The organism is Faecalibacterium prausnitzii, assembly GCF_019967995.1.
GTDB lineage: Bacteria > Bacillota > Clostridia > Oscillospirales > Ruminococcaceae > Faecalibacterium > Faecalibacterium prausnitzii_E.
This window is the reverse complement of the sequence record NZ_CP065377.1, coordinates 1,279,549-1,303,667: the sequence shown is the minus strand read 5'-3', so window position 1 is coordinate 1,303,667 and position 24,119 is coordinate 1,279,549. Positions and strand designations below refer to the sequence as shown.

Annotated in this window: 23 protein-coding genes, 1 tRNA gene and 1 rRNA gene; 5 read left to right on the top strand and 20 right to left on the bottom strand. The window is 56.1% G+C overall.

Features of this window, described 5'->3' with window-relative positions; all coding sequences use genetic code 11:
• Positions 1 to 254 precede the first annotated feature (254 nt).
• The 4 genes from I5P96_RS06480 to I5P96_RS06465 all read right to left on the bottom strand — a co-directional run bounded on the left by I5P96_RS06480 (position 255) and on the right by I5P96_RS06465 (position 6,802).
• A 16S ribosomal RNA gene (locus I5P96_RS06480) occupies positions 255 to 1,765 on the bottom strand.
• Positions 1,766 to 2,296: 531 nt separating this feature from the next.
• Positions 2,297 to 3,085, bottom strand: a complete 789-nt coding sequence (locus I5P96_RS06475) for an MBL fold metallo-hydrolase (protein WP_223383610.1) — start codon at positions 3,083 to 3,085, stop codon at positions 2,297 to 2,299.
• A gap of 153 nt (positions 3,086 to 3,238) precedes the next feature.
• Positions 3,239 to 4,525, bottom strand: coding sequence for a UDP-N-acetylglucosamine 1-carboxyvinyltransferase (locus tag I5P96_RS06470; RefSeq protein WP_223383609.1), 1,287 nt, complete (start codon positions 4,523 to 4,525; stop codon positions 3,239 to 3,241).
• A 270-nt stretch (positions 4,526 to 4,795) separates the two neighbouring features.
• On the bottom strand, positions 4,796 to 6,802 hold the full coding sequence (locus tag I5P96_RS06465; RefSeq protein WP_223383608.1) for a fructose-1,6-bisphosphatase: 2,007 nt from the start codon (positions 6,800 to 6,802) through the stop codon (positions 4,796 to 4,798).
• Between the two features lie 134 nt (positions 6,803 to 6,936).
• Between I5P96_RS06465 and I5P96_RS06460 the strand changes: the two genes are divergently transcribed.
• From I5P96_RS06460 to I5P96_RS06450, 3 genes are all read left to right on the top strand, one after another.
• On the top strand, positions 6,937 to 7,854 hold the full coding sequence (locus I5P96_RS06460; RefSeq protein ID WP_223383607.1) for a radical SAM protein: 918 nt from the start codon (positions 6,937 to 6,939) through the stop codon (positions 7,852 to 7,854).
• A 687-nt stretch (positions 7,855 to 8,541) separates the two neighbouring features.
• A complete protein-coding gene (locus I5P96_RS06455) occupies positions 8,542 to 9,630 on the top strand; it encodes a sugar kinase (protein ID WP_118554189.1) in 1,089 nt (362 codons plus the stop codon).
• Positions 9,631 to 9,864: 234 nt separating this feature from the next.
• A complete protein-coding gene (locus tag I5P96_RS06450; RefSeq protein ID WP_223383606.1) occupies positions 9,865 to 11,202 on the top strand; it encodes an FMN-binding protein in 1,338 nt (445 codons plus the stop codon).
• A 67-nt stretch (positions 11,203 to 11,269) separates the two neighbouring features.
• Here the strand turns inward: I5P96_RS06450 and I5P96_RS06445 are convergent, their stop codons facing one another.
• From I5P96_RS06445 to I5P96_RS06425, 5 genes are all read right to left on the bottom strand, one after another.
• Positions 11,270 to 12,757, bottom strand: coding sequence for a GGDEF domain-containing protein (locus I5P96_RS06445; protein ID WP_223383605.1), 1,488 nt, complete (start codon positions 12,755 to 12,757; stop codon positions 11,270 to 11,272).
• A 33-nt stretch (positions 12,758 to 12,790) separates the two neighbouring features.
• Positions 12,791 to 13,585 (bottom strand): ABC transporter ATP-binding protein, encoded by a 795-nt coding sequence (locus I5P96_RS06440; protein WP_223383604.1) that lies wholly within the window; start codon positions 13,583 to 13,585, stop codon positions 12,791 to 12,793.
• Entirely contained in the window at positions 13,578 to 14,519 is a 942-nt protein-coding gene (locus tag I5P96_RS06435) for an ABC transporter permease (RefSeq protein WP_223383603.1), read from the bottom strand. The genes I5P96_RS06440 and I5P96_RS06435 overlap by 8 nt, the downstream gene beginning before the upstream one ends.
• Before the next feature lie 142 nt (positions 14,520 to 14,661).
• Complete coding sequence (locus I5P96_RS06430; protein ID WP_223383602.1) at positions 14,662 to 15,675, bottom strand: ABC transporter substrate-binding protein; 1,014 nt, start codon at positions 15,673 to 15,675, stop codon at positions 14,662 to 14,664.
• Between the two features lie 158 nt (positions 15,676 to 15,833).
• Positions 15,834 to 16,580 (bottom strand): YkgJ family cysteine cluster protein, encoded by a 747-nt coding sequence (locus I5P96_RS06425; protein ID WP_223383601.1) that lies wholly within the window; start codon positions 16,578 to 16,580, stop codon positions 15,834 to 15,836.
• Between the two features lie 309 nt (positions 16,581 to 16,889).
• Here I5P96_RS06425 and I5P96_RS06420 point away from each other — a divergent pair.
• A tRNA-Ala gene (locus tag I5P96_RS06420) sits at positions 16,890 to 16,965 on the top strand.
• A gap of 188 nt (positions 16,966 to 17,153) precedes the next feature.
• Here the strand turns inward: I5P96_RS06420 and I5P96_RS06415 are convergent.
• From I5P96_RS06415 to I5P96_RS06375, 9 genes are all read right to left on the bottom strand, one after another.
• Positions 17,154 to 18,065, bottom strand: a complete 912-nt coding sequence (locus I5P96_RS06415) for a zinc ribbon domain-containing protein (protein ID WP_223383600.1) — start codon at positions 18,063 to 18,065, stop codon at positions 17,154 to 17,156.
• A complete protein-coding gene (locus tag I5P96_RS06410; RefSeq protein ID WP_223383599.1) occupies positions 18,062 to 18,766 on the bottom strand; it encodes a recombinase family protein in 705 nt (234 codons plus the stop codon). The genes I5P96_RS06415 and I5P96_RS06410 overlap by 4 nt, the downstream gene beginning before the upstream one ends.
• Before the next feature lie 117 nt (positions 18,767 to 18,883).
• Positions 18,884 to 19,045 (bottom strand): hypothetical protein, encoded by a 162-nt coding sequence (locus tag I5P96_RS06405; protein ID WP_154244677.1) that lies wholly within the window; start codon positions 19,043 to 19,045, stop codon positions 18,884 to 18,886.
• Positions 19,017 to 19,427 (bottom strand): type II toxin-antitoxin system PemK/MazF family toxin, encoded by a 411-nt coding sequence (locus I5P96_RS06400; protein ID WP_097783512.1) that lies wholly within the window; start codon positions 19,425 to 19,427, stop codon positions 19,017 to 19,019. Before I5P96_RS06400 ends, I5P96_RS06405 begins: the two co-directional genes overlap by 29 nt.
• A gap of 5 nt (positions 19,428 to 19,432) precedes the next feature.
• Positions 19,433 to 20,230 carry a DUF6551 family protein gene (locus tag I5P96_RS06395; protein WP_223383598.1) on the bottom strand — a complete coding sequence of 266 codons (798 nt, stop codon included), beginning with the start codon at positions 20,228 to 20,230 and terminating at the stop codon, positions 19,433 to 19,435.
• Positions 20,227 to 21,216, bottom strand: coding sequence for a hypothetical protein (locus tag I5P96_RS06390; protein ID WP_223383597.1), 990 nt, complete (start codon positions 21,214 to 21,216; stop codon positions 20,227 to 20,229). Before I5P96_RS06390 ends, I5P96_RS06395 begins: the two co-directional genes overlap by 4 nt.
• Positions 21,194 to 21,439, bottom strand: a complete 246-nt coding sequence (locus I5P96_RS06385) for a hypothetical protein (RefSeq protein ID WP_223383596.1) — start codon at positions 21,437 to 21,439, stop codon at positions 21,194 to 21,196. Before I5P96_RS06385 ends, I5P96_RS06390 begins: the two co-directional genes overlap by 23 nt.
• Positions 21,440 to 21,851: 412 nt before the next feature.
• Entirely contained in the window at positions 21,852 to 22,178 is a 327-nt protein-coding gene (locus tag I5P96_RS06380; protein ID WP_223383595.1) for a helix-turn-helix domain-containing protein, read from the bottom strand.
• The gene (locus tag I5P96_RS06375; RefSeq protein ID WP_223383594.1) at positions 22,168 to 22,392 is read right to left on the bottom strand and encodes a hypothetical protein; all 225 of its coding nucleotides are present in this window, start codon (positions 22,390 to 22,392) and stop codon (positions 22,168 to 22,170) included. The genes I5P96_RS06380 and I5P96_RS06375 overlap by 11 nt, the downstream gene beginning before the upstream one ends.
• Before the next feature lie 422 nt (positions 22,393 to 22,814).
• Here I5P96_RS06375 and I5P96_RS06370 point away from each other — a divergent pair, with 422 nt between their 5' ends.
• The gene (locus I5P96_RS06370) at positions 22,815 to 23,174 is read left to right on the top strand and encodes a helix-turn-helix domain-containing protein (protein WP_394803416.1); all 360 of its coding nucleotides are present in this window, start codon (positions 22,815 to 22,817) and stop codon (positions 23,172 to 23,174) included.
• Positions 23,175 to 23,261: 87 nt separating this feature from the next.
• Here I5P96_RS06370 and I5P96_RS06365 read toward each other — a convergent pair whose 3' ends face one another.
• Together I5P96_RS06365 and I5P96_RS06360 are read right to left on the bottom strand one after the other, a co-directional pair.
• Positions 23,262 to 23,480: a hypothetical protein gene (locus tag I5P96_RS06365; RefSeq protein ID WP_117930408.1), complete on the bottom strand. Its 219-nt coding sequence runs from the start codon at positions 23,478 to 23,480 to the stop codon at positions 23,262 to 23,264.
• Positions 23,481 to 23,618: 138 nt separating this feature from the next.
• A complete protein-coding gene (locus I5P96_RS06360; protein ID WP_223383593.1) occupies positions 23,619 to 24,050 on the bottom strand; it encodes a winged helix-turn-helix domain-containing protein in 432 nt (143 codons plus the stop codon).
• Positions 24,051 to 24,119 lie beyond the last annotated feature (69 nt).

Here is a 24,119-nt window from a genome sequence, read left to right as displayed (position 1 = left end):
TTTAAGAACATTTGGTATCCTCTTGATTCTCTCTTGCCAACGAAGATTATGTTACCCTTCCTTTTGAAATTGTAATATTTCTTAAAAAGAACTTACTATAATCTTTGTTTCGCAGTTATTATTCAGTTTTCAAGGTACGTCTTTGAGTTCCCCTTCAGGGCCCTCAAAATCGAACAATATCTACTCTACTTGTCTCTGTCACCTGTTCCAGGAAGAAATCATCTTCGATGCTTCCTTCCTGCCTGACTCCTTAGAAAGGAGGTGATCCAGCCGCAGGTTCTCCTACGGCTACCTTGTTACGACTTCACCCCAATCACCAGTTTTACCTTCGGCGGCGTCCTCCTTGCGGTTAGACTACCGACTTCGGGTCCCCCCGGCTCTCATGGTGTGACGGGCGGTGTGTACAAGGCCCGGGAACGTATTCACCGTGGCATGCTGATCCACGATTACTAGCAATTCCGACTTCGTGCAGGCGAGTTGCAGCCTGCAGTCCGAACTGGGACGTTGTTTCTGAGTTTTGCTCCACCTCGCGGTCTTGCTTCTCTTTGTTTAACGCCATTGTAGTACGTGTGTAGCCCAAGTCATAAAGGGCATGATGATTTGACGTCATCCCCACCTTCCTCCGTTTTGTCAACGGCAGTCTGGCCAGAGTCCTCTTGCGTAGTAACTGACCATAAGGGTTGCGCTCGTTGCGGGACTTAACCCAACATCTCACGACACGAGCTGACGACAACCATGCACCACCTGTCTCTGCGTCCCGAAGGAAAGACATATTTCTATGTCCGTCGCAGGATGTCAAGACTTGGTAAGGTTCTTCGCGTTGCGTCGAATTAAACCACATACTCCACTGCTTGTGCGGGCCCCCGTCAATTCCTTTGAGTTTCAACCTTGCGGTCGTACTCCCCAGGTGGATTACTTATTGTGTTAACTGCGGCACTGAAGGGGTCAATCCTCCAACACCTAGTAATCATCGTTTACGGTGTGGACTACCAGGGTATCTAATCCTGTTTGCTACCCACACTTTCGAGCCTCAGCGTCAGTTGGTGCCCAGTAGGCCGCCTTCGCCACTGGTGTTCCTCCCGATATCTACGCATTCCACCGCTACACCGGGAATTCCGCCTACCTCTGCACTACTCAAGAAAAACAGTTTTGAAAGCAGTTCATGGGTTGAGCCCATGGATTTCACTTCCAACTTGTCTTCCCGCCTGCGCTCCCTTTACACCCAGTAATTCCGGACAACGCTTGTGACCTACGTTTTACCGCGGCTGCTGGCACGTAGTTAGCCGTCACTTCCTTGTTGAGTACCGTCATTATCTTCCTCAACAACAGGAGTTTACAATCCGAAGACCTTCTTCCTCCACGCGGCGTCGCTGCATCAGGGTTTCCCCCATTGTGCAATATTCCCCACTGCTGCCTCCCGTAGGAGTCTGGGCCGTGTCTCAGTCCCAATGTGGCCGTTCAACCTCTCAGTCCGGCTACCGATCGTCGCCTTGGTGGGCCGTTACCTCACCAACTAGCTAATCGGACGCGAGGCCATCTCAAAGCGGATTGCTCCTTTTCCCTCTGGTCGATGCCGACCTGTGGGCTTATGCGGTATTAGCAGTCGTTTCCAACTGTTGTCCCCCTCTTTGAGGCAGGTTCCTCACGCGTTACTCACCCGTTCGCCACTCGCTCAGAGAAGCAAGCTCCTCTTTGCTCGTTCGACTTGCATGTGTTAGGCGCGCCGCCAGCGTTCGTCCTGAGCCAGGATCAAACTCTTTATAAATGATATTTATCACTTAAAAGTGTTAAATCTTTTTCGCTCAGCACGCAATCGCTTGCGTCCTGTGTGAATTACTTTGTTTGGAATTGTTTACCGTGTTTTTCCAACACGAAAATAGGTTCCGTTACAAGTTTTTCGATATTGTTCAATTTTCAAGGTCCTGTGCGCCTTAGCCGACCGGCTGACGACTTGATTATTTTATCACAGAAGTGATTTTTTGTCAAGCACTTTTTTCGAAGCGTTTCGAACGTTCTGAACTTGGTCCGCTTCCGATTCCTCAGAACTGACTGGAATCTTTCAGCGTCTATTGGTTCTTTTCTTTCGCTTCTCAGCTGGAACTTCAGAAGTCATTCTTTTGTCTCAGCGCTTGGCGCTCAAATATAATACCATACACTGGGGTGGATGTCAACACTTTTTTACAAGTTTTTTCAAGGAAATTTGAATTTCCTTCATTTTCTTGGGTCTCATCTTCCATCCAATCGCGGCAAAGTGTATCAGTTGGGCCATTTTTCGGTGTTTTTCTAACGTTATTTCTCAAAATTCCAGTACCGGGCTGACCTCATTCCGCCGCTGGGTCTGGACGACGCAGTCCTTTTCGGGGATGACACCGGCCGCACCAAAGGTGTTGAAGACCGTCTGCAGCGCGAGCATGGGGGTATTATTTTCCTGCGAAAGATGGCAGAGGGCAAACTTCTTGCACCCCTCCTGCACCAGTTCCAGGAGCTTTGCTGCGCACTCGTCGTTGGAGAGGTGGCCGCGGGTAGACTCGATGCGGGAGCGTAAGTAATAAGGGTACGGCCCGCTGCGCAGCATGTGCAGGTCGTAGTTGCTTTCCAGCGCAACAAGGTCACAGCCGGAAAGCGCCTCGTGCACCGGCGGCGTCAGGACGCCGAGGTCGGTGGCGATGGTCATAGTCTTGCCGTCCGGGGTATGGATGCGATAGCCCACGCAGGGCACATCGTGGCTGGTGGGAAAAGCCGTGACGCCGAAATCGCCGATGTCCTCTTCCCCGCCGGAGACGCTGTGCATCTCGCACGAAACGGGCACGATGCCGTTGGCGTCCAGAAAATCCAGCGTAGCCGCTGCGCCGTAGACCGGCAGCGGGTTCTTTTTCAGGAAGGTGGAAAGTCCCTTCACATGGTCGCTGTGCTCGTGGGTGACGAGGATGCCCGCACAGTCGCTGATGTTCAGATCCAGTGCTTTGAGGGCCGCGCCTGTGGTGCGGACGCCTTTTCCCATATCCACGATGAGATATCGTTCGCCGCAGCGCACCACGCTGCTGTTGCCGGACGAGCCGGAGTATAATGAGATAAATTCTGCCATTGGTCTCCTCATAAAAGCAGCCCGCTGCAAAGACGCAGCAGGCTGGTTCAAATTCTGTGATTCTCTGTACAACCTCTCCGTCTGGCTTCGTCCGCCAGCTCCCCTATCAGGAGAAGCGGCATCCCATCAGCGATGACGGAGAGGGTTATTCCGTTACATGGCCGATTCCAGCGCAGCAGGCGCACGGTCCACCTTGCTGATGTCGGCACCCAGACCGCGCAGTTTCTCCACGATGTTCTCGTAGCCGCGCTCGATGTGGCCGATCTCCTCGATCTCGCTGGTGCCGTCTGCCATCAGGGCCGCCACGACCATAGCAGCACCTGCACGCAGGTCGGAAGCGCGCAGCGGGGCCGGGCTGAGCTTGTCCACGCCCTCGAATACGGCGACCTGGCCGTCCACCTGCACGTTTGCGCCCATCTTGCGCAGCTCGTCCACATAGCGGAAGCGGTTGTCCCACACGCTCTCCGTGATGGTAGAGGTGCCCTTTGCCACGCTGAGCAGCACACCCATCAGGGGCTGCATGTCAGTCGGGAAGCCAGGGTGCGGCATGGTGTTGATCTTCAGGGGCAGGATGTCGCCGGTGCGGCGGACACGGACAGAGTCATCGAACTCCTCCACTTCCACGCCCGCGCGGCGGAGCTTGGCTGTGATCGGCTCCAGATGCTTCGGAGTGACGTTCTCAATGAGGACATCGCCGCCGGTGGCTGCAGCAGCCACCATATAGCTGCCCGCCTCGATCTGGTCCGGGATGATGCTGTAGGTGCAGCCGTGCATCTGCTGAACGCCGCGCACCTTGATGACATCGGTGCCCGCACCGCGCACATCGGCACCGCACATGTTCAGGAAGTTCGCCAGATCAACCACATGGGGTTCCTTGGCGCAGTTTTCCAGAATGGTCTGGCCTTCGGCCATGACAGCGGACAGCATACCGTTCATGGTCGCGCCGACGCTGACCTTATCAAAGAAGATGTGGGCACCGGTCAGGCCCTCCTTGGCGCGGACGGTGATCATGCCGTAGTCCACACTGTCCTCGGCCCCCAGAGCGCTGAAGGCCTTGAGGTGCTGGTCGATGGGGCGGGGGCCAAGGTTGCAGCCGCCGGGCATGGCCACCTGCGCCTTGCCGAAGCGGGAGAGCAGCGCACCCAGGAAATAATAGCTGGCGCGCATTTGGCGGGACAGATCGTCCGGCACATTGGTGCAGCTGATGTGGGTGGTGTCGATCTCGTAGGTGTTCCGGTTCAGCATCTTGATCCGGGCCCCCAGGACGCTCAGGATCTTCAGGCTGACGGCCACATCGCTGATGTCGGGCAGGTTCTCGATGACACAGACGTCCCCTGCCAGAATGGTGGCAGGCAGGATGCCCACAGCCGCATTTTTGGCACCCGAAATGGTGACCGCACCGTGCAGGGGCTTACCGCCCGTAATAACAAATTTTTCCAATTTTATGATCTCCTTGTCGTGGGGCTTGCGTGTGCGCCCCCAAAGGGCTTTTGTTTCTCGTCACATTAAAATCCGATGCATTCCATTGGGCATACGCTCTCAAGATATGCTATCTTATTATACACGACTTCGGCCAAAAAGCAAAGACCCATTTGCACAGCAGGGATTATTTTCTGTTTTGCCCAGAAAAAACGCAGATATTCAGTTATTTTGTTTGTTTTTTCAAAAATTTTACAAAAATCTTGTCAGGCTGCACGAAGCAGGCCACCTTTACCAGATGCAGTCTTCGCAATGTGTCTCCTTGAGCCAGCCCAACTGATAGGCCTTGACCAGCTGTTTCAGGTCATACACCCGCTCCCGCAGCACCTCACCCTCATCGGTCTCCTCCACGAGGATGCGGTGGTTCTCGGTCTCCAGGATGTTTTTCTGCGAGAGGATGTCGATGTTCTCATTTACGGCTTTTTCGGTGCTTTCGAAGGGCTGGTGGGTGCGCAGAGACATGGTGCGGCTGGAGTAGACCAGCGTATAGCCCGCGATGCCGGTCTTGTCGTGGTAGGCGCGGCAGAAGCCGCCGTCGATGACGACGAGACGGCCCCCGCCCTTGACCGGGCTCTCGCCGCTCTTTTCGCGGACGGGCACATGGCCGTTGACGATGTGGCTCGCGCCGGGCAGGCCAAACTCGGACAGGATGCGGCGGCAGGCGGCCTCCTCGTTGTACCAGGTATAATAGGGGTCCTTGACCTCCTCGTGGGTGGCGGGGTCGGCAATGTAGAGCCGCTCAAAGGTGGTCATAGCGCTGCGGCCGAACAGCGGCGACAGCTTGCCGCACCACAGATACCACAAAAAGTCCTGCCCGCTCTGGCGCACAAGAGAGCCTTCCGGTCCAAAGTAGCCCCGGCGGGCGCGCTCGTCGCAATAATCCATAAGGGCGCGTCCGGAGTAGCTGTGCCCCTCGAACCGCTCCACGGCAAAGCTGCCGCTGCGGGTCATGGGCACGACGCCGTGATAGAGCAGGTTGCCGTTCTCGATGTGGTAGACGCTGCCCTTGGCGTAGAGGAACTCGATGTGCTGCTGCAATTTCTCGCTCTGGCGGAAGGACTGGACCAGCTTGTCCAGCACCACCTGCTCGTCCGGATTGAGCCGGGCGGGGTCGGTGGGGTCTACGGTGGGGAAGCTCGTATCCCGCAGGGGGTAGGAACTGCCGTTTACGGTGACGGTCCCCTTCTCCCAGTCGATATGGCGGAGGAAGTCGCGGCCCTTCATCTTAAAATCGGGGTTGCGGTCGATGACGCAGCACTCCATCTTGAGCATGAGGATGGTGACGGCCTTGTGCATGACGGCGCAGCGGTGGAGCATACCGGGCGTATAGGGGCCGCGGGCCGCATCGGTGTGGGGCATCCAGAGGGACAGGTCGTCGTCGCCATAGAACTGCTCCGCCATCCGCTGCAAATGCCGCAGGTTGATGCCATAGCAGTCTTCGAGCATCCCGTGGTTGTGGTAGGCCAACGTGGTCTTGAGCACGGTGCAGATGCAGATGGGACTGCCCGCAGCCGCGCCCATCCAGACCACGTCGTGGTTGCCCCACTGGATATCGACATTGTGGTGGCGCATGAGCAGGTCCAGGATGATGTCCGGGCGGGGGCCGCGGTCGAACAGGTCGCCGACGATATGTAACTTGTCCACAGCCAGCCGCTTGATGAGTTCGCACAGGCGAACGATGAACTTGTCAGCCCGGCCGTTCTCGATGATGCTGCCCACGATCTGGCCGTAGTACAGATCTTTATCGTGGTCTTCGAAGTGGGCGTGGAGCAGCTCATCCAGAATGTAGCCGCAGCTTGCGGGCAGGCATTCGCGGACGTGTTCACGGGTATGTTTGGAGGAGACCAGACGGCAGATGTCGATGAGGCGCAGGAGCGTCTCGGTATACCACTGGTCCAGCCCGTCCTCATCGGCGCAGCGGGCCTTGAGCTGGGGCAGCTTTTCGTTGGGATAATAGATGAGGGTGGCCAGCTCGGCGCGGGCCGCCTCCGGGATGGTATCTCCCAGCACGATATCGACTTTTTCGCGGATGACGCCGGACGCCGAGTTCAGGATGTGGACAAAGGCCTCGTTCTCGCCGTGCAGATCGCTCATAAAGTGCTCCGTACCCTTGGGCAGCTTGAGCAAAGCCTGTGTGCTGATAATCTCGCTGGCTGCTGCCGCCTGCGAGGGGTAATCCCGCGCCAGCAGAGCCAGATATTTCAGGTGGTCTCGGATCTCCTCATTTTCAGTGCGCATAGCGTCCTCCCCAAATTATGCAGTATTCTTTCATCGCATGAAATATTCAACCATAGTATACCACAACTGCGCCCAAAAATGGTATAATAGAAGCGAGCAATTTGTTCAAAACTTTCGCAAAGGACTTAGATAGTATGCCCAAAACCACCCACTTCGCACCCGAAGCCTGCACGCTTTGCCCCCGGCAGTGCCGCGCGGACCGCGCCGCCGGGCGGATCGGCTTCTGCGGGGCAGGCGGTGCGCTGAAAGCCGCCCGCGCCGCCCTCCATTTCTGGGAAGAGCCCTGCATCAGCGGCACACGGGGCAGCGGCACGGTGTTCTTTTCCGGCTGCACCCTCAAGTGCTGCTTCTGCCAGAACTACCCCATCAGCGCCGAGGGGCTCGGCAAGGAGATCTCCGTCGGGCATCTGGCCGAGATCTTTCTGGACCTGCAGGCGCAGGGCGCGCACAACATCAATCTGGTCACGCCCGGCCAGTGGCAGCCGTGGATCATCGCTGCGCTCGACCTGGCGCGGGCGCAGGGGCTGCACCTCCCCATTGTCTGCAACACCGGCGGCTATGAGACGCTGGAGAGCATTGAGCGCTGGCGTGGGTATATCGACATCTGGCTGGCCGACCTGAAGTACGTCTCCCCTGCCCTGTCCGCCGAGCTTTCGGCCGCGCCGGATTACTTTGCGGTGGCCAGACCCGGCATCGAAGCCATGATGGCGCAGGCCGGGCACCCGGTCTTCGATGCAGACGGCATCCTGCAAAAAGGCGTCATCCTGCGGCATCTGGCCCTGCCCGGCCACGTGGACGACAGCTTCGCCGTACTGGACCAGATGGCCGCCTGGAATCGCGCCGACCCCGGCTGTTTCCTGCCCAGCGTCATGAGCCAGTACACACCTTTTTATAAAGCCGCCGACCACGGCATCGGGCGGCGCATCACCACCTACGAATACCGCCGGGTGGTCAACTACGCCATGGACCTCGGCCTTTCGGACGGCTACATGCAGCAGAAGAGCAGTGCCAAAGAAGAGTATACCCCCAGCTTTGATCTGACGGGGGTGTAACACGCTCCGTCGGCGCTTCGCAGTCAGCCTGTTCTCAGAGGGCAGGTTTCCCTTCGTACAACCTCTCAGTCGGGCTTACGCCCGCCAGCTCTCCTTGTAGGAGAGCCACTGGCGAAGAGATGAAGTTTGCGCAATGCCAAAGCCTCTCCTACCAGGAGAGGTGTCACCGAAGGTGACGGAGAGGTTGTACAAAGGATAAGCCTGCCGGAAAACGGTAAAGCGAAACGGAAACGCGGCATGTGGTACAACCTCTCAGGCGCTTCGCGCCAGCTCCCCTGGTAGGGGAGCCACTGGCGAGCTGGTAGTGGCCGTGCTGGACGAGCAAAGTTTTTCGCGTCCGGAAACGACCGGGCTCCGCTGTTGAGATTCACGGCTGTTTGCCAAGTGCCCTTTGTCAGAGCATTGTTCCGCTGTTGCTGCCCATTCGGGCAGGGCCCGGCGCTTTGCGCCCAATTGGGCCCAAGCGAACAGCACACCTTGCCCGGCCTGCCAAGGGCTCCCCCTTTGGGGGAGCTGTCACCGAAGGTGACGGAGAGGGTTCGTCAAAACCGCCAAAAATCCCCGCTTATTTTCTCTTTTCATCCGCGGCATTTGCTTGCTATCTGTTTCGGGGTGCGGTATAATGGATACAACAATGTGTTCTCACATCGTTACGGTATAAAGCAACGACTTTTTAGGAGGAGCGTTATGGAACACTACAATCCGATCCTTGGCAGTGAGACCAGCGGGCAGAAGTTCATCACCTGCGGTGAGATCATGCTGCGCCTGACCCCGCCGAACTACGAAAAGATCCGCATGGCTTCCAGCTTCGAGGCCAGCTACGGCGGCAGCGAGGCCAACATCGCACTGGCGCTGGCAAACCTGGGCGTGGACAGCACCTTCTTCAGCGTCGTGCCCAACAACAGTCTGGGCAAGAGCGCCGTGCGCTGGCTGCGCTCCAACGATGTCCACTGCACCCCCATGATCCTGACCGAGCCGGACGAGACCCCCTCGAACCGGCTGGGCACCTACTATCTGGAGACCGGCTACGGCATCCGCGCTTCCAAGGTCATCTACGACCGCAAGCACAGCGTCATCACGGAGTATGACTTCTCGCAGGTCGATCTGGACGCTCTGCTGGATGGCTTCGACTGGCTGCACCTGAGCGGCATCACCCCGGCTCTGGCCCCCAACTGCCGCGGCCTCATCATCGACATGCTCAAGACCGCCAAGAAGAAGGGCCTGACCGTCAGCTTCGACGGCAACTTCCGTTCCACCCTGTGGAGCTGGGAGGAAGCCCGCGACTTCTGCACCGAGTGCCTGCCCTATGTGGATGTGCTGCTGGGCATCGAGCCTTACCACCTGTGGAAGGACGAGACCGACCACTCCAAGGGCGACTGGAAGGACGGTGTGCCCCTGCAGCCCAGCTATGAGCAGCAGGACGAGATCTTCCAGCACTTCATTGAGCGCTACCCCAACCTGAAGTGCATCGCCCGCCATGTACGCTATGCCCACAGCGGCAGCGAGAACAGCCTGAAGGCTTTTATGTGGTACGAGGGCCACACCTTCGAGAGCAAGCTGTTCACCTTTAATATCCTCGACCGTGTGGGCGGCGGTGATGCCTTCGCCAGCGGCCTCATCTACGCCATGCTGCACGACTACAAGGCCATGGATATGATCAACTTTGCCGTGGCCAGCAGCGCCATCAAGCACACCATCCACGGCGATGCCAACATCACCGACGATGTAAGCTCCATCCGCAACCTGATGAACATGAACTACGACATCAAGCGTTGAGTTTCGCCTCAGCGCTTCCGTCTGCCGGGAATCGACCGCTGTACGTTGGTTTCCGGCTTTTTTTATACCGTCAGCGTCACGAATTGACCCCAATTTATCATTCTTCACGAAGGATGTGCCAAAATCTCTTGACAGAACCTTACAAAATATGTTATCTTTTGTAAACATCCTTGAAAAGGTATGACCTTTTCTGGGGACCGAACACAAGCCGATTTTTCTCTGGAGGAAAGACCCATGAAACAGGAGATCATCCGCAAACTGAGCGCTGCCGTGGCCATGAGCCTCGTTGTTGGCGTCTCTCTGGCCGCCTGCGGCGGCAGCAGCAGCTCCACCGCTGCCGGTGTGACTAAGACCGGCTCTGCCGAAGGCTTTGGCGGTGCTGTCACCGCCACCCTGACCGTGGATGCCAACGGCACCGTTACCGACTGCAAGCTGGAAGGTGCACAGGAGACCGAGAGCATCGGCGGCGCTGCACTGGAAGAGCTGTCCAAGCAGGTCGTGGCCGCCAACGGCCCCGCCATCGACGGCGTTGCCGGTGCCACGGTGACCACCAAGGCCGTCCGGAAGGCCGTTGCCGCCGCACTGGGTGTGGAGCTGGCCGAAGAAGCCCCCGCCGACTCTGCTGCCGCAGCCCCCGCTGAGCCCGCCGCCATCGTCCCGGTGGAAGGCGGCATCCAGATCGGTCAGGCCTATGCTTCCGCCCACGGCACCAAGTGCTTCACCGAAGCGGTGGCTGTGGTGAAGGATGACGTCATCCTCGCCGCCTACCTGGACGATTTCCAGTTCGCCAGCACCGATGCAGGCGTGACCGCCGTGCCCAACTCCGACTCCGACTTTGCCGCAGGCTACGCCGAGGGCAAGGTTCTGATGTCCAAGCGGGCCAACGCTGATTATTACAGCAAGATGATGGCCGAAAAGGGCGGCTCCACGGTCGCTCTGGATGCAAACTTCGACGCCATCCAGAACTTTGCTGTCGGCAAGACCATCTCCGAGCTGGAGGATGTGGCCGCCAAGGGTGCCGAGGCTGTGGACGCCGTCTCCGGCGCAACGCTGGTGGATACCGCCGGTTATCTCTCTGCCATCGTGGATGCCGCCAAAAACGCCCAGACCACGCAGGCCGTGGAGTTCAACGGCAGCTCCGAGGACCTGAAGCTGAACGTGGTCTATGGGGCTGCCCACGGCACCAAGTGCTTCACCTCCGGCGCTGTCGCCACCGCCGGGAACACCATCGTACTGAGCTACATTGACGAGTTCCAGTTTGCCGGTTCGGACGCCGGGGTCGTCGGTGTGCCCAACTCCGACTCCGACTTCGGCGCAGGCTACGCCGAGGGCAAGGTGCTGATGTCCAAGCGAGTCAACGCCGATTACTACAGCAAGATGATGGCCGAAAAGGCTGGTTCCACCGTTTCGCTGGATGCCAACTACGACGCCATCCAGAATCACGTGAACGGCATGAGCATTGCCGACGCCGAGGCTCTGAGCAAAGATGAAAAGGCTGTGGACGCCGTTTCCGGTGCCACGCTGGCGGATACTGCCGGCTACGTTGGTGTGCTGGTGGATGCCGCAAAGTAAGGCAAGAAAAATAACGTTCCTCTGAACACAGCAGCGCCCGCCGGGAGATCTCCCGGCGGGCGCTGCTTTATTGTATGGTATTGGATCCAGAACCGTCCGCCTGAACCGAGGGCCGCGCTGCGCGCTTCTGACGTTCCTTTTCCCTGTACATCCGGTCGTCGGCTTCGCGGAGGAAGGCGGGCAGGTCTTCGACCAACGACTGCCAGAACGAGCCGATGGCTGCATCCACCTGATGGCGGACCAGTGCCGCCCGCAGAGCTTCCACCTGCTGTTCAAATTTTTCCTGCGTGACCGGGCAGCAGATGACCACGAACTCGTCCCCGCCAATGCGGCAGGCTTTACGGGGGAACACATCGTTCAGCGCATCCGCTGCACGGCAGATCAGGGCGTCGCCCGCTGCATGGCCGAAGCAGTCGTTGCAGCGCTTCAGGCCGTTGAGATCCATGTAAATGCCGCCCACCGGTTTCAGCGCGTTCTCCTTCCCTGCCTCCAGCAGCTCCATATACCGGTTGCGGTTGTCCAGCCCGGTCAGGGTATCCCGATAGCTCAGGCGATACAGCTTTTCCTGCACCTTTTTCTGTTCCAGACTGTTGGTGACGAAGAACTGGATAGAGGACAGCAGCGTCGGGTCATGCGAATGCTCTCTGGGGTTATCGACGCCCAGAAAACCGATGATGCGCGTTTCCCGCCGCAGTGGCACCGCCAGCAGGCGCTGCACATTCTGCTGCTGCATCATCGCGTACAGCTCCGTGCCTTTTACCTGCCCGACATCCTCCATGAAATAGATCCCGTCCCGTTCAAAGGCCTCCAGCCAGGAGGCAATGATCTCCACCGGAACTTTCTGCAAGTTGTCCTTTTCGGCGCTCACACCGTCCCGGACGAACTCGTGGGTATTCACAGCGATGCCGTGGGCTGCGTCCAGCTCATAAACATAGCTGCGGTCTGCACAAAAATAGTCATTGATGACGCCCAGCAGGTCATGGGTCGCCTTGTCCAGATCGTGCCCGCCGCCGGAGAGCTTCTCGACGCAGCGGTTCAGCACCGTGGCGATGTCCAGCTTTTCCGCCAGATGCGCCCGGCTCGTTTCCAGCCGGAGCATCTCTTCGTTCTGCTCCTTGATGGAGACCAGGAACATCAGGACCATCGCAACGCTGATGGCCAGATCGACCAGCGCCAGACCGTAGTGCACGACCTGGATCGAGATCGCGAGCAGCGGCAGCACCAGATAGGACCCCGTCGCCAGAAACATGCCCCGGCTGATGCGCGCCCGGTATTGCAGCAGCAGGCTGCCGTCCAGCGCCATGGCCACCGTCGGAACGATCATGGAAATGGGATATCCTGCAGTGCGGTGGTAGACATTGGACGCATCGAACGTATAGTACAGCCCGGTGAACTGCGATACGATCACCAGTGCAAGGCCCACACAGCAAATGGCCCGCACCACTTTCACCCGCTTGAGGGCTGCGTTTTCTTCCGGCGTCAGGAGCATTGCACAGATGTAATAGTGAAAAAACAGCAGCGTCAGCTCCACGAGGAAAAAGGGCGTCCCACTCATACACAGGCAGGACGCCCCTTCCTCAGAATCAAATCAGGACAGGATCATGCGGTCGTTTGCAAACTCGCCGCCGCTGGCGATCTGGAACTTGGCCAGCAGGTCGGAGACTTGCAGATTCTTCTTCTCCTCCCCGGAGACATCGTAGATGATGTGGCCCTCGTACATCATGATGAGGCGGTTGCCGTACTTAATGGCATCCTTCATATTGTGGGTGATCATCATGGTGGTCAGGTGGTTCTCCTCCACGATCTTGGCCGAGAGGGTCAGCACCTTGAGCGCCGTCTTCGGGTCAAGGGCGGCGGTGTGCTCGTCCAGCAGCAGGAGCTTGGGCTTGTTCATGGTCGCCATCAGCAGGGTCAGCGCCTGGCGCTGACCGCCGGACAGCAGACCCACGCGGGCGGTCAGGCGGTCTTCCAGGCCCAGGTCCAGGCTCTTGAGCAGTTCGCGGTAGCGCTCCCGTTCGGCCTTGGTGATGCCGATCCGCAGGCCGCGCCGCTTGCCGCGCCGGGCGGCCAGGGCGAGGTTTTCTTCGATCTGCATGGTGGCGGCCGTGCCGGTCATGGGGTCCTGAAAGACGCGGCCGATGTAGGCGGCGCGCTGGTGCTCGCCCAGTTTGGTGACGTCGATGCCGTCGATCAAAATCTTGCCCTCGTCTATGGGCCAGACACCAGCCACCGCGTTCAGCATGGTGGATTTACCCGCACCGTTGCCGCCGATGACGGTGACGAAGTCGCCCTCGTTCAGCTTCAGGTTCAGCCCGTTCAGGGCCGTTTTCTCATTGACGGTACCTGCATTGAAGGTCTTGGAGACATTCTGGATTTCAAGCATTTTTCGCACCCTCCTTCTTTTTTGCAGTCGGCTTTGCGAAGTACCGGCTCTTCCAGTAAGGCACCGCCAGGAAGATGGCCACCACGGAGGCGCTGAGCAGCTTGAGCAGGTTTGCGTCAAAGCCGAGGGTCAGCACCAGCTGGATGACGATGTAATAGATGATCGCACCCAGCGAAACGGACACCAGCTTGAGTGCAAAGTTCTGGAAGATGCGGCCAAACACGGCCTCACCGATGATGACAGCAGCCAGACCGATGACGATGGCACCGCGGCCCATGCTGACATCTGCAAAGCCCTGATACTGGCTCAGCAGCGCACCGGACAGTGCGACCAGACCATTGGAGACGGCCAGACCCAGCACCACATTGAAGCTGGTGTTGATGCCCTGTGCGCGGGACATGGCGGGGTTGGAGCCGGTGGCACGGATGCCGCAGCCCAGCTCGGTACCGAAGAACCAGTACAGCACCCCGATGAGTGCCGCCGTGACGAGGATGACCATCACGATGGGGTTGTGCAGGGCAAATTCCTTGACCCAGCGCAGCGAGAGGAGCAGGTCGTACTTGTCCACATTGATGGACTGGTTGGCCTTGCCCATGATCTTCAGATTGATGGAATAGAGGGCCAGCTGGGTCAGGATGCCGGCAAGGATGGCCGGGATGCCCATAAAGGTATGGAGCAGGCCGGTGACCAGACCAGTGGCAAGGCCCGCCAGCAGCGCCACGAAGAGCGCCGCCCAGACGTTCATGCCGGAGAGCAGGCACATGACGCAGACCGCGCCGCCGGTGCCGAAGGAGCCGTCCACGGTCAGGTCTGCGACATCGAGGATGCGGTAGGTCAGGTACACACCAATGGCCATGATGCCCCAGATGAGGCCCTGCGCACAGGCGCCGGGCAGCGCACCGGGCAGGTTGGCAAGTCTAGCAAGCAGTTCCAAAATAAAACCTCCAAACGATACACTTTTTTGTTCCCGCGTTCATACGGGAAAAGCGGAGAAGCACGTTTTCCGCTCTCCTCCGCTGTATTTTATCCTGTTTTCCGCAGCAGCGGAGCCTTTGCTCTGCCGCCTGCTGTGCGGATCACCCCTCGATGGCCTCGTAGCCTTCCGGAGCAGTCAGGCCCAGGTCCTCGCAGATGGTCTTGTTGTATTTCTTGGTCACATCGGTGTACTCGATGGGCATCTCCGAAATGTCGGCCTCGCCGGTCAGGATCTTGGCAGCCATCTCACCGGTGGTGTAGCCCAGATCGTAGTAGCTGATGGACAGGGTGGCCACGCCGCAGCCGGAGCAGATGCCCTCTTCACCGGCGAACACGGGCTTCTTGGCCGGGCGGCAGATGCCGTCGATGATGCCGGTGTTGGCAGCGCAGGTGTTGTCAGTGGGGACATAGACGGCATCGTTCTCGTCCGCAGCCTTCTGGCAGACGGAAGCCAGGTCGTTGGAGTCGGAGAAGGAATACTGGGTAGCGGTGACACCGGCAGCCTCCAGATACTTCTGGACCTCATCCACCTGGTACTGGCTGTTGGCCTCAGCGGAGCAGTAGAGCAGGCCGACCTTCTTGGCGTCGGGCAGCCACTCGGTGATCATCTCCGCCTGCTGGTCCAGCGGGGCCAGGTCGGAAGTACCGGAGACATTGCCGCCCACGGTGCCGTCAAAGTCGGTCAGGCCCAGTGCCACGCCGTATTCGGTGACGGAGGTGCCCAGAATGGGAATGCTGTTGGTGGCGGCCTGTGCAGCCTGCAGGGCGGGCGTTGCATTTGCCATGATCAGGTCCACGCTTGCGGAGACAAAGCCGTTGGCGATGGTGGCACAGGTCGCGGAGTCGTTCTGTGCATTCTGGAAATCGAACTTCACGTTGTCGCCGAACTGCTCGGTCAGGGCGTCTTCAAAGCCCTGCGTTGCAGCGTCCAGAGCGGCATGCTCGACCAGCTGGCAGATGCCGATGGTATAGCTCTTGCCGTCAGCTGCGGCCGAAGCGGCCGTGGAAGCCACAGACGAAGCCGTGGAGGAGGCTGCGCCGCAGGCAGTCAGAGCAGCCGCTGCGCCGCAGACAGCGGCAGCAGACAGGAACGAACGACGAGTGATTTTACGCATAATGATTACTCCCTCAATTTCCGTTTTGCGGCCACAGGATGCCGCAGGAAAGCGTTTTCTCAAGCGGCTTTTCACGTCCGCTTTACACTCGTGAAGTATATCACATTTCCTGCCCGAATACAATCCGTCCGCAGCCCAAGTTATCGATGGAAGTAATTTTATCGTTCGATTTTTTCGATGGATTCGTCAAAACGCGCGTTCCTTCGCCGTTGCAGCGCGGACAGCTTTTCGAGTTCCGCCTCCAGCCAGACGAGATTTTTCTCCAGTTGCGGCAGGAACGGCTGCGTGATCTCATATTGATAATAGAGCGCCTGCCACAATTTCTGCTGCATCCGCCGGAGGAAGACCGGCTCAAAGAGCGCTTCCAGCGCCTCCACCCGGTCTTCCAACGCAAGGCAGGTCTGCGCCCAGCGCACATCCGTCGCCTCCCGCGCCTGGACATCGTACCGGGCCAGATAGTCCCCCACCTTTGCCTCAAACACCTGCCCGCCGCAGCGGGTGGGCTGCAAAAAGTAGCCGACCTCCCCTTCCCTGGTGATCTCCTGCGCCAGCGGGTAGAGCGCACAGACCAGCGGTTCTGCCTCATGGATGGCGCAGTGGTCTTCGGTCAGGAAGGGGCAGTTGTTCCCCTCCTCCCGCACCGGGGCCAGCCGCAGCACCGGCAGACGGCTCACCTGCCCGATGGACGCCTTGCAGAACGCCCGCGCCACCGTCCGCGTCGGCAGCCGCAGCCGCGCCGCGATCCGCCATAGATCGAATCCGGACAGCACGATGTCCTCCCGCCCCCGGCAGCAATCCCCGCAGCCCGCGCAGGCAAACGAAAACGCCTCGTCCCGCCCCAGCAGCGGCACTTCGCGGGTAAAATCCACCCGCCCGCAGAGGTCGATCTGACTTTGTTTGAGCATCCTGGTTCTCCTCACTTCCGGTTTGACGGCCCGCCGGGGCCGTGCAGTTTTGATTGGATTGCTTCCAGCTTACCGCACTTTTCCGGAAATTACAACCATTTTCATCTGCTTCCCTTCGCCGCCTCACAAAACTCCTTGACAAACTCTCCAAAAAGAGGTAAACTAACAGCGTCGCAAATCATCTTGTCAATATGGGCCTATAGCTCAGCTGGGAGTGCAAGCGTATCGCTTTTGTGCCCCACAGAGTTATGGGCTTTAGAATGGGGAGTATGTCGGTTGGTCGCCCAACCGAGTCACGCCCCTAAATATGGGCCTATAGCTCAGCTGGGAGAGCGTTCGGTTCGCATCCGAGAGGTCAAGGGTTCGAATCCCTCTAGGTCCACCAATTTGCCGCATCGTTTTGTACGATGCGGCGTTTTTTATGTTTAAAAAACTTTGGCAGACCGTGCCGGGCTCCGAACCCTGAAGTCGGATGCGAACCGGGCGGGGTCATCCATGTACTTTTTGAAAATCCATCGGTTTCACGCTTCTTTCTTTGCATTTTGCAGAGTGCTGCGGGCAAGCGCATCGCTTTTATGCCCCCTTCTCGGATATTTCTTCAAAAATTTCCGCACCATCGTAGATTGACACAGCCTTGAGCTGCTCCACTTGATTGAAGCTGGCGTTCAGCGTAATCGAGATCTCATAGTCTTTTCGGACGTGAATCTCCTTAATGAACTGCTGCAAAATGGCGCGGCGTTCATCGTGGTTGGCGGTGTCGTAAACATCCGCCCATGTAAACAGCTCGTTGCAGATGTAGTTGCTACGCTTTGCTGTTTTGGTGGCTTCTTCGTATTCTTCCTGTGCCTGCACGAGCTGCTTTTCCAGAGTTTCCAAAGCCTCTCTTGCCTCGGCTACCAGTGTGCCCAGCAGTTCTTTGTCCAAGGCACTTACGCCCCGGATGACAAGGATGGTTTCGGCTTTCAGGTCGTCCAGCTCTTTCTGTTTGGCTTCCAAGTCCTTCTGAAATTTCTTGATTTTCTTCTGGATGCGGGCGGCATCGTTGGTCTTGACCGATTCCAGCAGCTTCTTCCGGGAAACCTCCCGGAACTGCGCGAAGATCTGCCGGACAACTTCTTCCACGATGGAATCCAGCTTGGAAACACCATAGCCGGACTGCCCATCGCAGTCACCCGGATGCCGAATCTTATAAAAGCAGCTATACCGCGGCCGGACTTCTTTCACCGTATGCCCATCGGCGTAGGTGTGTGTCCGTCCGCTGCTGGTCAGGCTCAAGCGGTTACCACAGTGGGCACAGTAGACCAGCCCGGTCAACAGGGCTTTGGAGCTGGTGCCCAGTGAAGTACCGCCACGCTCACAAGTGCGTGCCTGCCGCAGTTCCTGCGCCTGCTCGAACAGCTCTGGTTCGATGATGCGGAGCTGCGGACACTCCGTCTCCACCGCACCGTAGAAGAGGTACCCCGTGTATCCTTTATTCTTGATCATCCGAAGATGCTGGTGTTGGGGATATTTTTGTTGTTCCGTCCTACGACTCCCTGTTCATAAAGATAGTGGCTCAGCTTCTGTGCGCCGTAGCCCTCGTAAACGTACTTGTGGAAAATCAGCCGGACGATCTCAGCTTCTGCTTCGTCAACCACAAGGTCGCAGACTTCCTGATTCTTCTTGTTCACCCGACCAAGGCGGACACGCTTGTAGCCAAAAGCCACGGTGCCGCCTGTATAGTGGCCTTCCCCGGTGAGCTGTTCCAGCCTTGTCCGGGTACGGACAGAGGTTTTCAGGCTCTCGCCGGATGCCTGCCAGTAGCGGATGTAGTTCATCAGCTTGTCCACATGGGTGTCAAATCGCTGCTGTCCTTCGTTCACGCTCCAGACTTCGATGCCCTGCTTCGTGAACCATTCCACGATAAAGGGCGTTTCATCGTCACGGCGACCGAGACGGTCAAACATGAACACCAGCAGGATGTCAAACTTGCCTTCCATCGCAGCCTGTTGAATTTTCTGGAGTTCGTCACGCTCTTTGGCAGATTTTTTGAAGCCGGAAACGCCTTTTTCGGAAAATTCCTTGACGATCTCCCAGCCCTGACTTTCTGCAAAGTTGCGGCAGGCTTCTTTCTGCATGGGGATGTCGTCTTTCTCGACCTGTCCCTTTGTCGAAACACGGTATAAGGTATAGACACGTTTTTTCATTTCAATCTCTCTTTCTTTGAGTGAGAAAGGAAAAATCAAACGTGTTTCGTCCATATTTTGTTTTCAAGGTTCAGTTCGATTTTATCTTATCTCACGCATTCAAGGAACACAAGGATGTCAGGCAGCGGTGTGCCCTGCCGTGCGCAGGATGGTGGTTTGCAGCAGCTTCTGGATCGCATCCAGACAGTCCGTATCCGCAGACGCATAAGTGATCTTGACTTTGCAGCCTTTGACGGAAAGTGTTTCAGATTTAGCGGTGGTATCGCAGATAGCGTTCATAGGCCTCCTTTCTCCATACCCATTCGTTCAGATCGAGCTGATACAGCAGCGCATAATTGAGCCGAATGAGTTCCGGGATGCTCAACCGCCCCATCGGGCGGATCAGCCGTCCCTTGCTGATGGTCTGGACAGATTCTGCCAAGATCATAGAGGGCTGCAAAAAAGCCCGATTACCGTCCACAAGAACGTGGGCTTGGTGATCGGGCTTCTTTGCAGTATTGGATGTGACAGGCGCAACAATGAGGTTGGGCGAATAGCAGTTTGCGGTGTTGTTCTGCACCACGACAACAGGGCGGATACCGCCCTGCTCGGAGCCAAGGTGCGGCTCCAGATTGGCGTAGTAAATATCACCGCGCAAAAATTTTCGGTTGACTGGGATCATGCTCATCACCGCTTGCAAGGCAGACTGTGGGCACGACCAGCACCGTTGTAAATGGACAGGATCTTTTTCATGTGGCGGTCCGCCACGTTGCCAGTGCCGTTCTGTGCCAGCCGGGTGATGGTCTTGGGATGCACCGTGCGCAGCCGGCCAACCAGCCGCTCCCGGCTGTATTCGCCCTGATACAGAGCCAGAAAACGAGCCATGCCGTGCAGGATGCCAGACAGGAACGAATCCGAATCTCCATCCCACGCATCCACAAGGATACTCAGCATTTCCCGGTAAAGGGCAGCGCCGTAACTCTTGTAGATGTAGTAAGCCGAGCGGATGCAGTAGATTTTCCACGGGGCACGAATCCCATCCAGTGCAAAGCGGACACCTGTGTCCTCCGTTACCGAAACAAAATCGCAGGCGTTTTCTTCGTGTGCCACCAGTTTGGCACGAAGCTGTTCACCAGCGGTCAGTTCGCTGGAAATGCCTGTCTGCACAGCAAACAGCAGAGCTTCATGCTCTTTAGAAAGGCCGTAGAATACCTTGCAGCGAATCGGGAGGTCACGCCCACCGTTGCACGTTTTCCGTGCCTCAATGGTGTTCTGACCATCAAAGACGAAGTAGCGGCCATCCCGGTAGCTGACCTTCGGCTCATTGGCGATGTACTCCGAAAAGTTTGCTGCGATTCGTGCAACCTTGCCCATGCGGAGCAGCCGCTGATATTCGGCGCAGGGGTTCAGCAGAACGCTGTCAACGTACCGCACCTCGAAGTTGCACTCCGGCAGACTGGAAAGGTTCAGGTTAGAAAGCATCATAGCGTTTTCTCCTTTATTTTCAGAAGATACTGCACAGCATCTTCGGTCAAGTCGTGAATGATCTTGCGGCAGTCCGAATCTTCAAAAACATCCGGGTATTCTTTGAAAATCGTATTCCAGCGGCGAATGAAGTCCTCTTTGGCACCCTGCACCTCGCACATCATCAGGGAGCCGTTTGCAACGGCTCGTTCCTGATAACGATTGTCAATGGATGCTTGCAGAAAAGTCTTTTCTTCTTCGGTAAGCTGGCGTTGATGCCTTTGGATGGTTTTGCTGATTTCAGAAAGCGTTTGTTTTGAAGAAGTTGTTTCCGCTTTTCGGGGCTGACGTTCCTGCTTTGGCTTCCGCAATTCTGCAAGAGCAGCAGGAATTTCTGCTTTTGGCATTTTTGCCAAGGCGGTGATTTCTGCGTCCGTTGCCTTGATGCGCCCGGTCAGGATTTCCTCTCTTGCACCGGGGACTGCATCTTCCGCTGCGTCCACGCCTTTGGCATATTTTTCTGCTCGCTTTACGGTAGCCGCCCCAACGCCGTTTTGTGCGGCAATGCGCTCACAGGTGGAGAGCTGCTTTGCCCTCAATGGATCATTTTGAACCATTGAGGTGAACCGTCCGTTCTCATCGTGTGCCCGCTCTTTGGAGCCGCCCCGTGCCAGCTTTTCGGATTCATACAGCTTGCCCATCAGGAACTTCTTCCGCTCCGGGTCAAGATTTCTGCGTCCAAGCTGGTTCTGGCAGATCCATGAGAGAGCTGCGTAGCGGTTATCCAGCTCAATTTCCTGTATCTGGAAAGCAATGAACGGATGCTTCCGCAGAATGCGGTAGCGAGTGTGTCCGTCCAAAATAAAGCCATTCCAGATGATAATGGGATTCAGCAGCCGTCCCTCATGGAGAATGTTCTGCTCAAGCTGTTGTTCTTCTTCAAAGTTCAGGGGTGGAATCTTGCCCTGAAACTCCGGGTCGATTTTAAGCGCATTCAGATTCATCATCGAAATGGCCTCGCTTCATATACTGCCCAGCGTTCTTGTCGGGCTGTACATAATAATCGAAACCATAGCGAATCTGGCAGTAGGTGCAGACATCCTTGATCTTCTGCTTAGGGTCTGCGCGCCGGACACGAACGCCCTTTGCCCCCCGAAAGGAATCCAGACAAATCGGGCAGAGGGTGGTCAGATTGGCTTCATCTACGCTTTTGTTATGAAATCGACTCATATAGATTTCCTCCATATCGGTATTTTGATGGAAAATGTAAAACCACCAGCCGAGAAATCCTCAACTGGTGGTTTGAAAAATACTGTTTTTCTCCTATTTGTCCTCGACACCCCGGAGGTGGGAACTTTTCGGCGGCGGATTTGCACCGCTCCATTGGCATCTCAGCCACCCCGTCTGCTTTCTGACCGGGCCGCGAATTACGGAAGTATCATTGTCTGGAAGTGCCGAAAAGCTGCTTCTTCAATTTTCAAGGTACACGGTACAGTTTCGGGCTTGTCGGCCCCTATCAGGGAGCTGCCCTTGCTGTGACCATAGTGTACTTGAAAACTGAAATTCTCGTTAGGAACCAGTAGTTCCGGTTTTGCGATTTTGACCGGAACCAATCGTTCCGGTTCAGAGCAGTAAAGTGACGCTAAGCAGATTCGCCCAGCATTTCCAGCATGACCAGAATCCGCCGCTGCATCTCTTTCAGCTCTTTGCGGAGCATATGCAGTTGATCTTGCAACTCCTGCTCCCGCTGGGATGCCGACACACCCAAAACGATGTAGTCCAGCGAGGAGCCAAAGCGTTCCCGCAGTTCCACAAAGAGGTCAACAGACGGAACTTTCTCACCCTTTTCCAGATTTCTCATGTAGCGGTCACTGATGTTCAAATCAATGGCGAGCTGCTCCTGTGTCACTTCACGGTCTTTGCGGAGGTTTTGGATTCGTTCACCCGTTGCAGCAGGATCATAATACATCACTCCCTCCGTTTCTTCCGCCGGGAGTGGGCGGAGCTTCATCTCCCATGCCGGATACGGCCAGCACATGATTTTTCACCAACATGAAAATACGGTCGGCATCAGCACTATGATTTTTGGTGCGCTTTTTGACGCTGGAAACTTCCAGCAATCGAGACATTCGGAAGTACCATGTGGTCATCTTGAACCACGGAAGCAAATAGGTCGATTTCATTATCAATAATCCTCCAGTTATCTTCTTGTAAAGTGGTCATTCGGACAAGGAAAACTGGCGGACTGCGGCACTTTGGCTCCAAAAGCGCAAAAACGCCAGCCTCCCATAGCGGGAAGCTGGCGCAATATAGCATATCAGCACGATTGTGGATGGTAGAGCAGAACGATTGTGCCGGTTTGTTGGCATTCTGGTCTACGGCAGCAGACAGGCTTTTTTTGATGCGTTACCCCAATAAAAAATCACAGTTACCTCCACAAACGGCAACTGTGATCGGATGGCGCGTAGAATCGCCCGGACGAGTTACCGTTTTTTTATAACTCGACCGGGAAACGCAAAAATCGGCATTATACTTCCTGCTCACAGGAAATACAAGGTTATACCGCGTCATTCACCAGAACGATACAATACTATTGAGGTGAACGATGATGCCGAATTCTGACTTGAAAGTACTTGGAGAAAAGGTTCGCAAGGAGCGCAAGCTGGCAGGTTTAACCCAAGAACAGCTTGCTGAACGCTGCCATGTTTCAACGAAGCATATCGCCAACATTGAAAAAGGCAGCATGAATCCGTCTTACGAAATTCTTTTGGCGATTGCTCGTGTTCTGCCGATTTCGCTTGATGCGCTGATCACTCCGGGGATGGACAAGACGGAAATAGAATTAAAAGAGTTCAATCTAATCTATCTTTCCTGTCCAGAAGCAGTGCGGGAAACCTTAATGGACTCGACCCGCACACTGGCAAAGCATCTGACAGAGTTTTACAGTAAGATTGAAAATCCCTGAAAATGTTTTGCTTGTGGTACAGTATAGCACATTTTTCAAAGTCACTATACCAAAACGAACCCAAAAGCAAACCAATTTTATACCAATTCAGTCGATTTCCAAGCTGACCTGAATCTCTGTTTCCAAATCATTTTCCAATGCCGTATATAGTTCTTGTGGTGTACGGCAAAGAATTGCATTGAAATTGATAGGGTCGCCCTCATTAAAAAGCCTTACATATCCCCAGCGGCATGGAACAACGTCCAAATAGGTCGCAGACTCTAAAAAGCTATGGAAGTGGGTCAATACTTCTTCAAATGTTCGCATGGTCTGACCTCCTGAATTAAGTCATCTCTATTTTAGAATATTCATGGTCATCTATGCAAGGATGCCGATTTCGTACAGCGTAGAAAACGCAAAAGCCATACCGAAAGATCCTGCTGGGATCTCACGGTATGGCTTTTATTACAGATTGCGATTCGATTGCACCAATTCCGATGATGGGACAAATTGATATCCAATGTTGGAAACCGTTTTAATATAACGGGGGTGATCTTTGTCATCCTCTATTTTCTGGCGGATTCGACCGATTGTGCTGGTGACGGCTCTCAAATAGCTATCGCTATCCTTATGCCAAACTGCTTCAAAAATCTGCTCCTTTGTAAACAGTTTGCCCGGATGCTGTGCCATCAAACTCAAAACACCGTATTCATAACGGCTCATATACACCTCCGTTCCGTGTTTGAAAACACGGTGGTGTTCCAAGTTGATCTCCAGACCGGGACTTCTCAGAACGTCTGTGGGATTCCGCATCAAATCGAACCATTCAAAAATCGTCTGCTCTTGCGGTGGGCAGTGATCCTTCGTGATGCGAACAACAACTTCAATTCTTTGCATACAATAGACAATCCTCCCCCAAAGCCAAATCTATATCACTCGATATGGAAAATCGGGTGTAGCTCGTAT

Bases quoted from the DNA above. Each gene is read 5' to 3' on its own strand.
- I5P96_RS06360 (WP_223383593.1), bottom strand. From the start codon at position 24,050: ATGCAAAGAATTGAAGTTGTTGTTCGCATCACGAAGGATCACTGCCCA.
- I5P96_RS06390 (WP_223383597.1), bottom strand. From the start codon at position 21,216: ATGATGAATCTGAATGCGCTTAAAATCGACCCGGAGTTTCAGGGCAAG.
- I5P96_RS06405 (WP_154244677.1), bottom strand. From the start codon at position 19,045: ATGAACGCTATCTGCGATACCACCGCTAAATCTGAAACACTTTCCGTC.
- I5P96_RS06365 (WP_117930408.1), bottom strand. From the start codon at position 23,480: ATGCGAACATTTGAAGAAGTATTGACCCACTTCCATAGCTTTTTAGAG.
- I5P96_RS06430 (WP_223383602.1), bottom strand. From the start codon at position 15,675: ATGCGTAAAATCACTCGTCGTTCGTTCCTGTCTGCTGCCGCTGTCTGC.
- I5P96_RS06455 (WP_118554189.1), top strand. From the start codon at position 8,542: ATGGAACACTACAATCCGATCCTTGGCAGTGAGACCAGCGGGCAGAAG.
- I5P96_RS06475 (WP_223383610.1), bottom strand. From the start codon at position 3,085: ATGGCAGAATTTATCTCATTATACTCCGGCTCGTCCGGCAACAGCAGC.
- I5P96_RS06425 (WP_223383601.1), bottom strand. From the start codon at position 16,580: ATGCTCAAACAAAGTCAGATCGACCTCTGCGGGCGGGTGGATTTTACC.
- I5P96_RS06450 (WP_223383606.1), top strand. From the start codon at position 9,865: ATGAAACAGGAGATCATCCGCAAACTGAGCGCTGCCGTGGCCATGAGC.
- I5P96_RS06460 (WP_223383607.1), top strand. From the start codon at position 6,937: ATGCCCAAAACCACCCACTTCGCACCCGAAGCCTGCACGCTTTGCCCC.
- I5P96_RS06370 (WP_394803416.1), top strand. From the start codon at position 22,815: ATGATGCCGAATTCTGACTTGAAAGTACTTGGAGAAAAGGTTCGCAAG.
- I5P96_RS06440 (WP_223383604.1), bottom strand. From the start codon at position 13,585: ATGCTTGAAATCCAGAATGTCTCCAAGACCTTCAATGCAGGTACCGTC.
- I5P96_RS06380 (WP_223383595.1), bottom strand. From the start codon at position 22,178: ATGTATTATGATCCTGCTGCAACGGGTGAACGAATCCAAAACCTCCGC.
- I5P96_RS06375 (WP_223383594.1), bottom strand. From the start codon at position 22,392: ATGAAATCGACCTATTTGCTTCCGTGGTTCAAGATGACCACATGGTAC.
- I5P96_RS06400 (WP_097783512.1), bottom strand. From the start codon at position 19,427: ATGATCCCAGTCAACCGAAAATTTTTGCGCGGTGATATTTACTACGCC.
- I5P96_RS06410 (WP_223383599.1), bottom strand. From the start codon at position 18,766: ATGAAAAAACGTGTCTATACCTTATACCGTGTTTCGACAAAGGGACAG.
- I5P96_RS06415 (WP_223383600.1), bottom strand. From the start codon at position 18,065: ATGATCAAGAATAAAGGATACACGGGGTACCTCTTCTACGGTGCGGTG.
- I5P96_RS06445 (WP_223383605.1), bottom strand. From the start codon at position 12,757: ATGAGTGGGACGCCCTTTTTCCTCGTGGAGCTGACGCTGCTGTTTTTT.
- I5P96_RS06395 (WP_223383598.1), bottom strand. From the start codon at position 20,230: ATGATGCTTTCTAACCTGAACCTTTCCAGTCTGCCGGAGTGCAACTTC.
- I5P96_RS06465 (WP_223383608.1), bottom strand. From the start codon at position 6,802: ATGCGCACTGAAAATGAGGAGATCCGAGACCACCTGAAATATCTGGCT.
- I5P96_RS06385 (WP_223383596.1), bottom strand. From the start codon at position 21,439: ATGAGTCGATTTCATAACAAAAGCGTAGATGAAGCCAATCTGACCACC.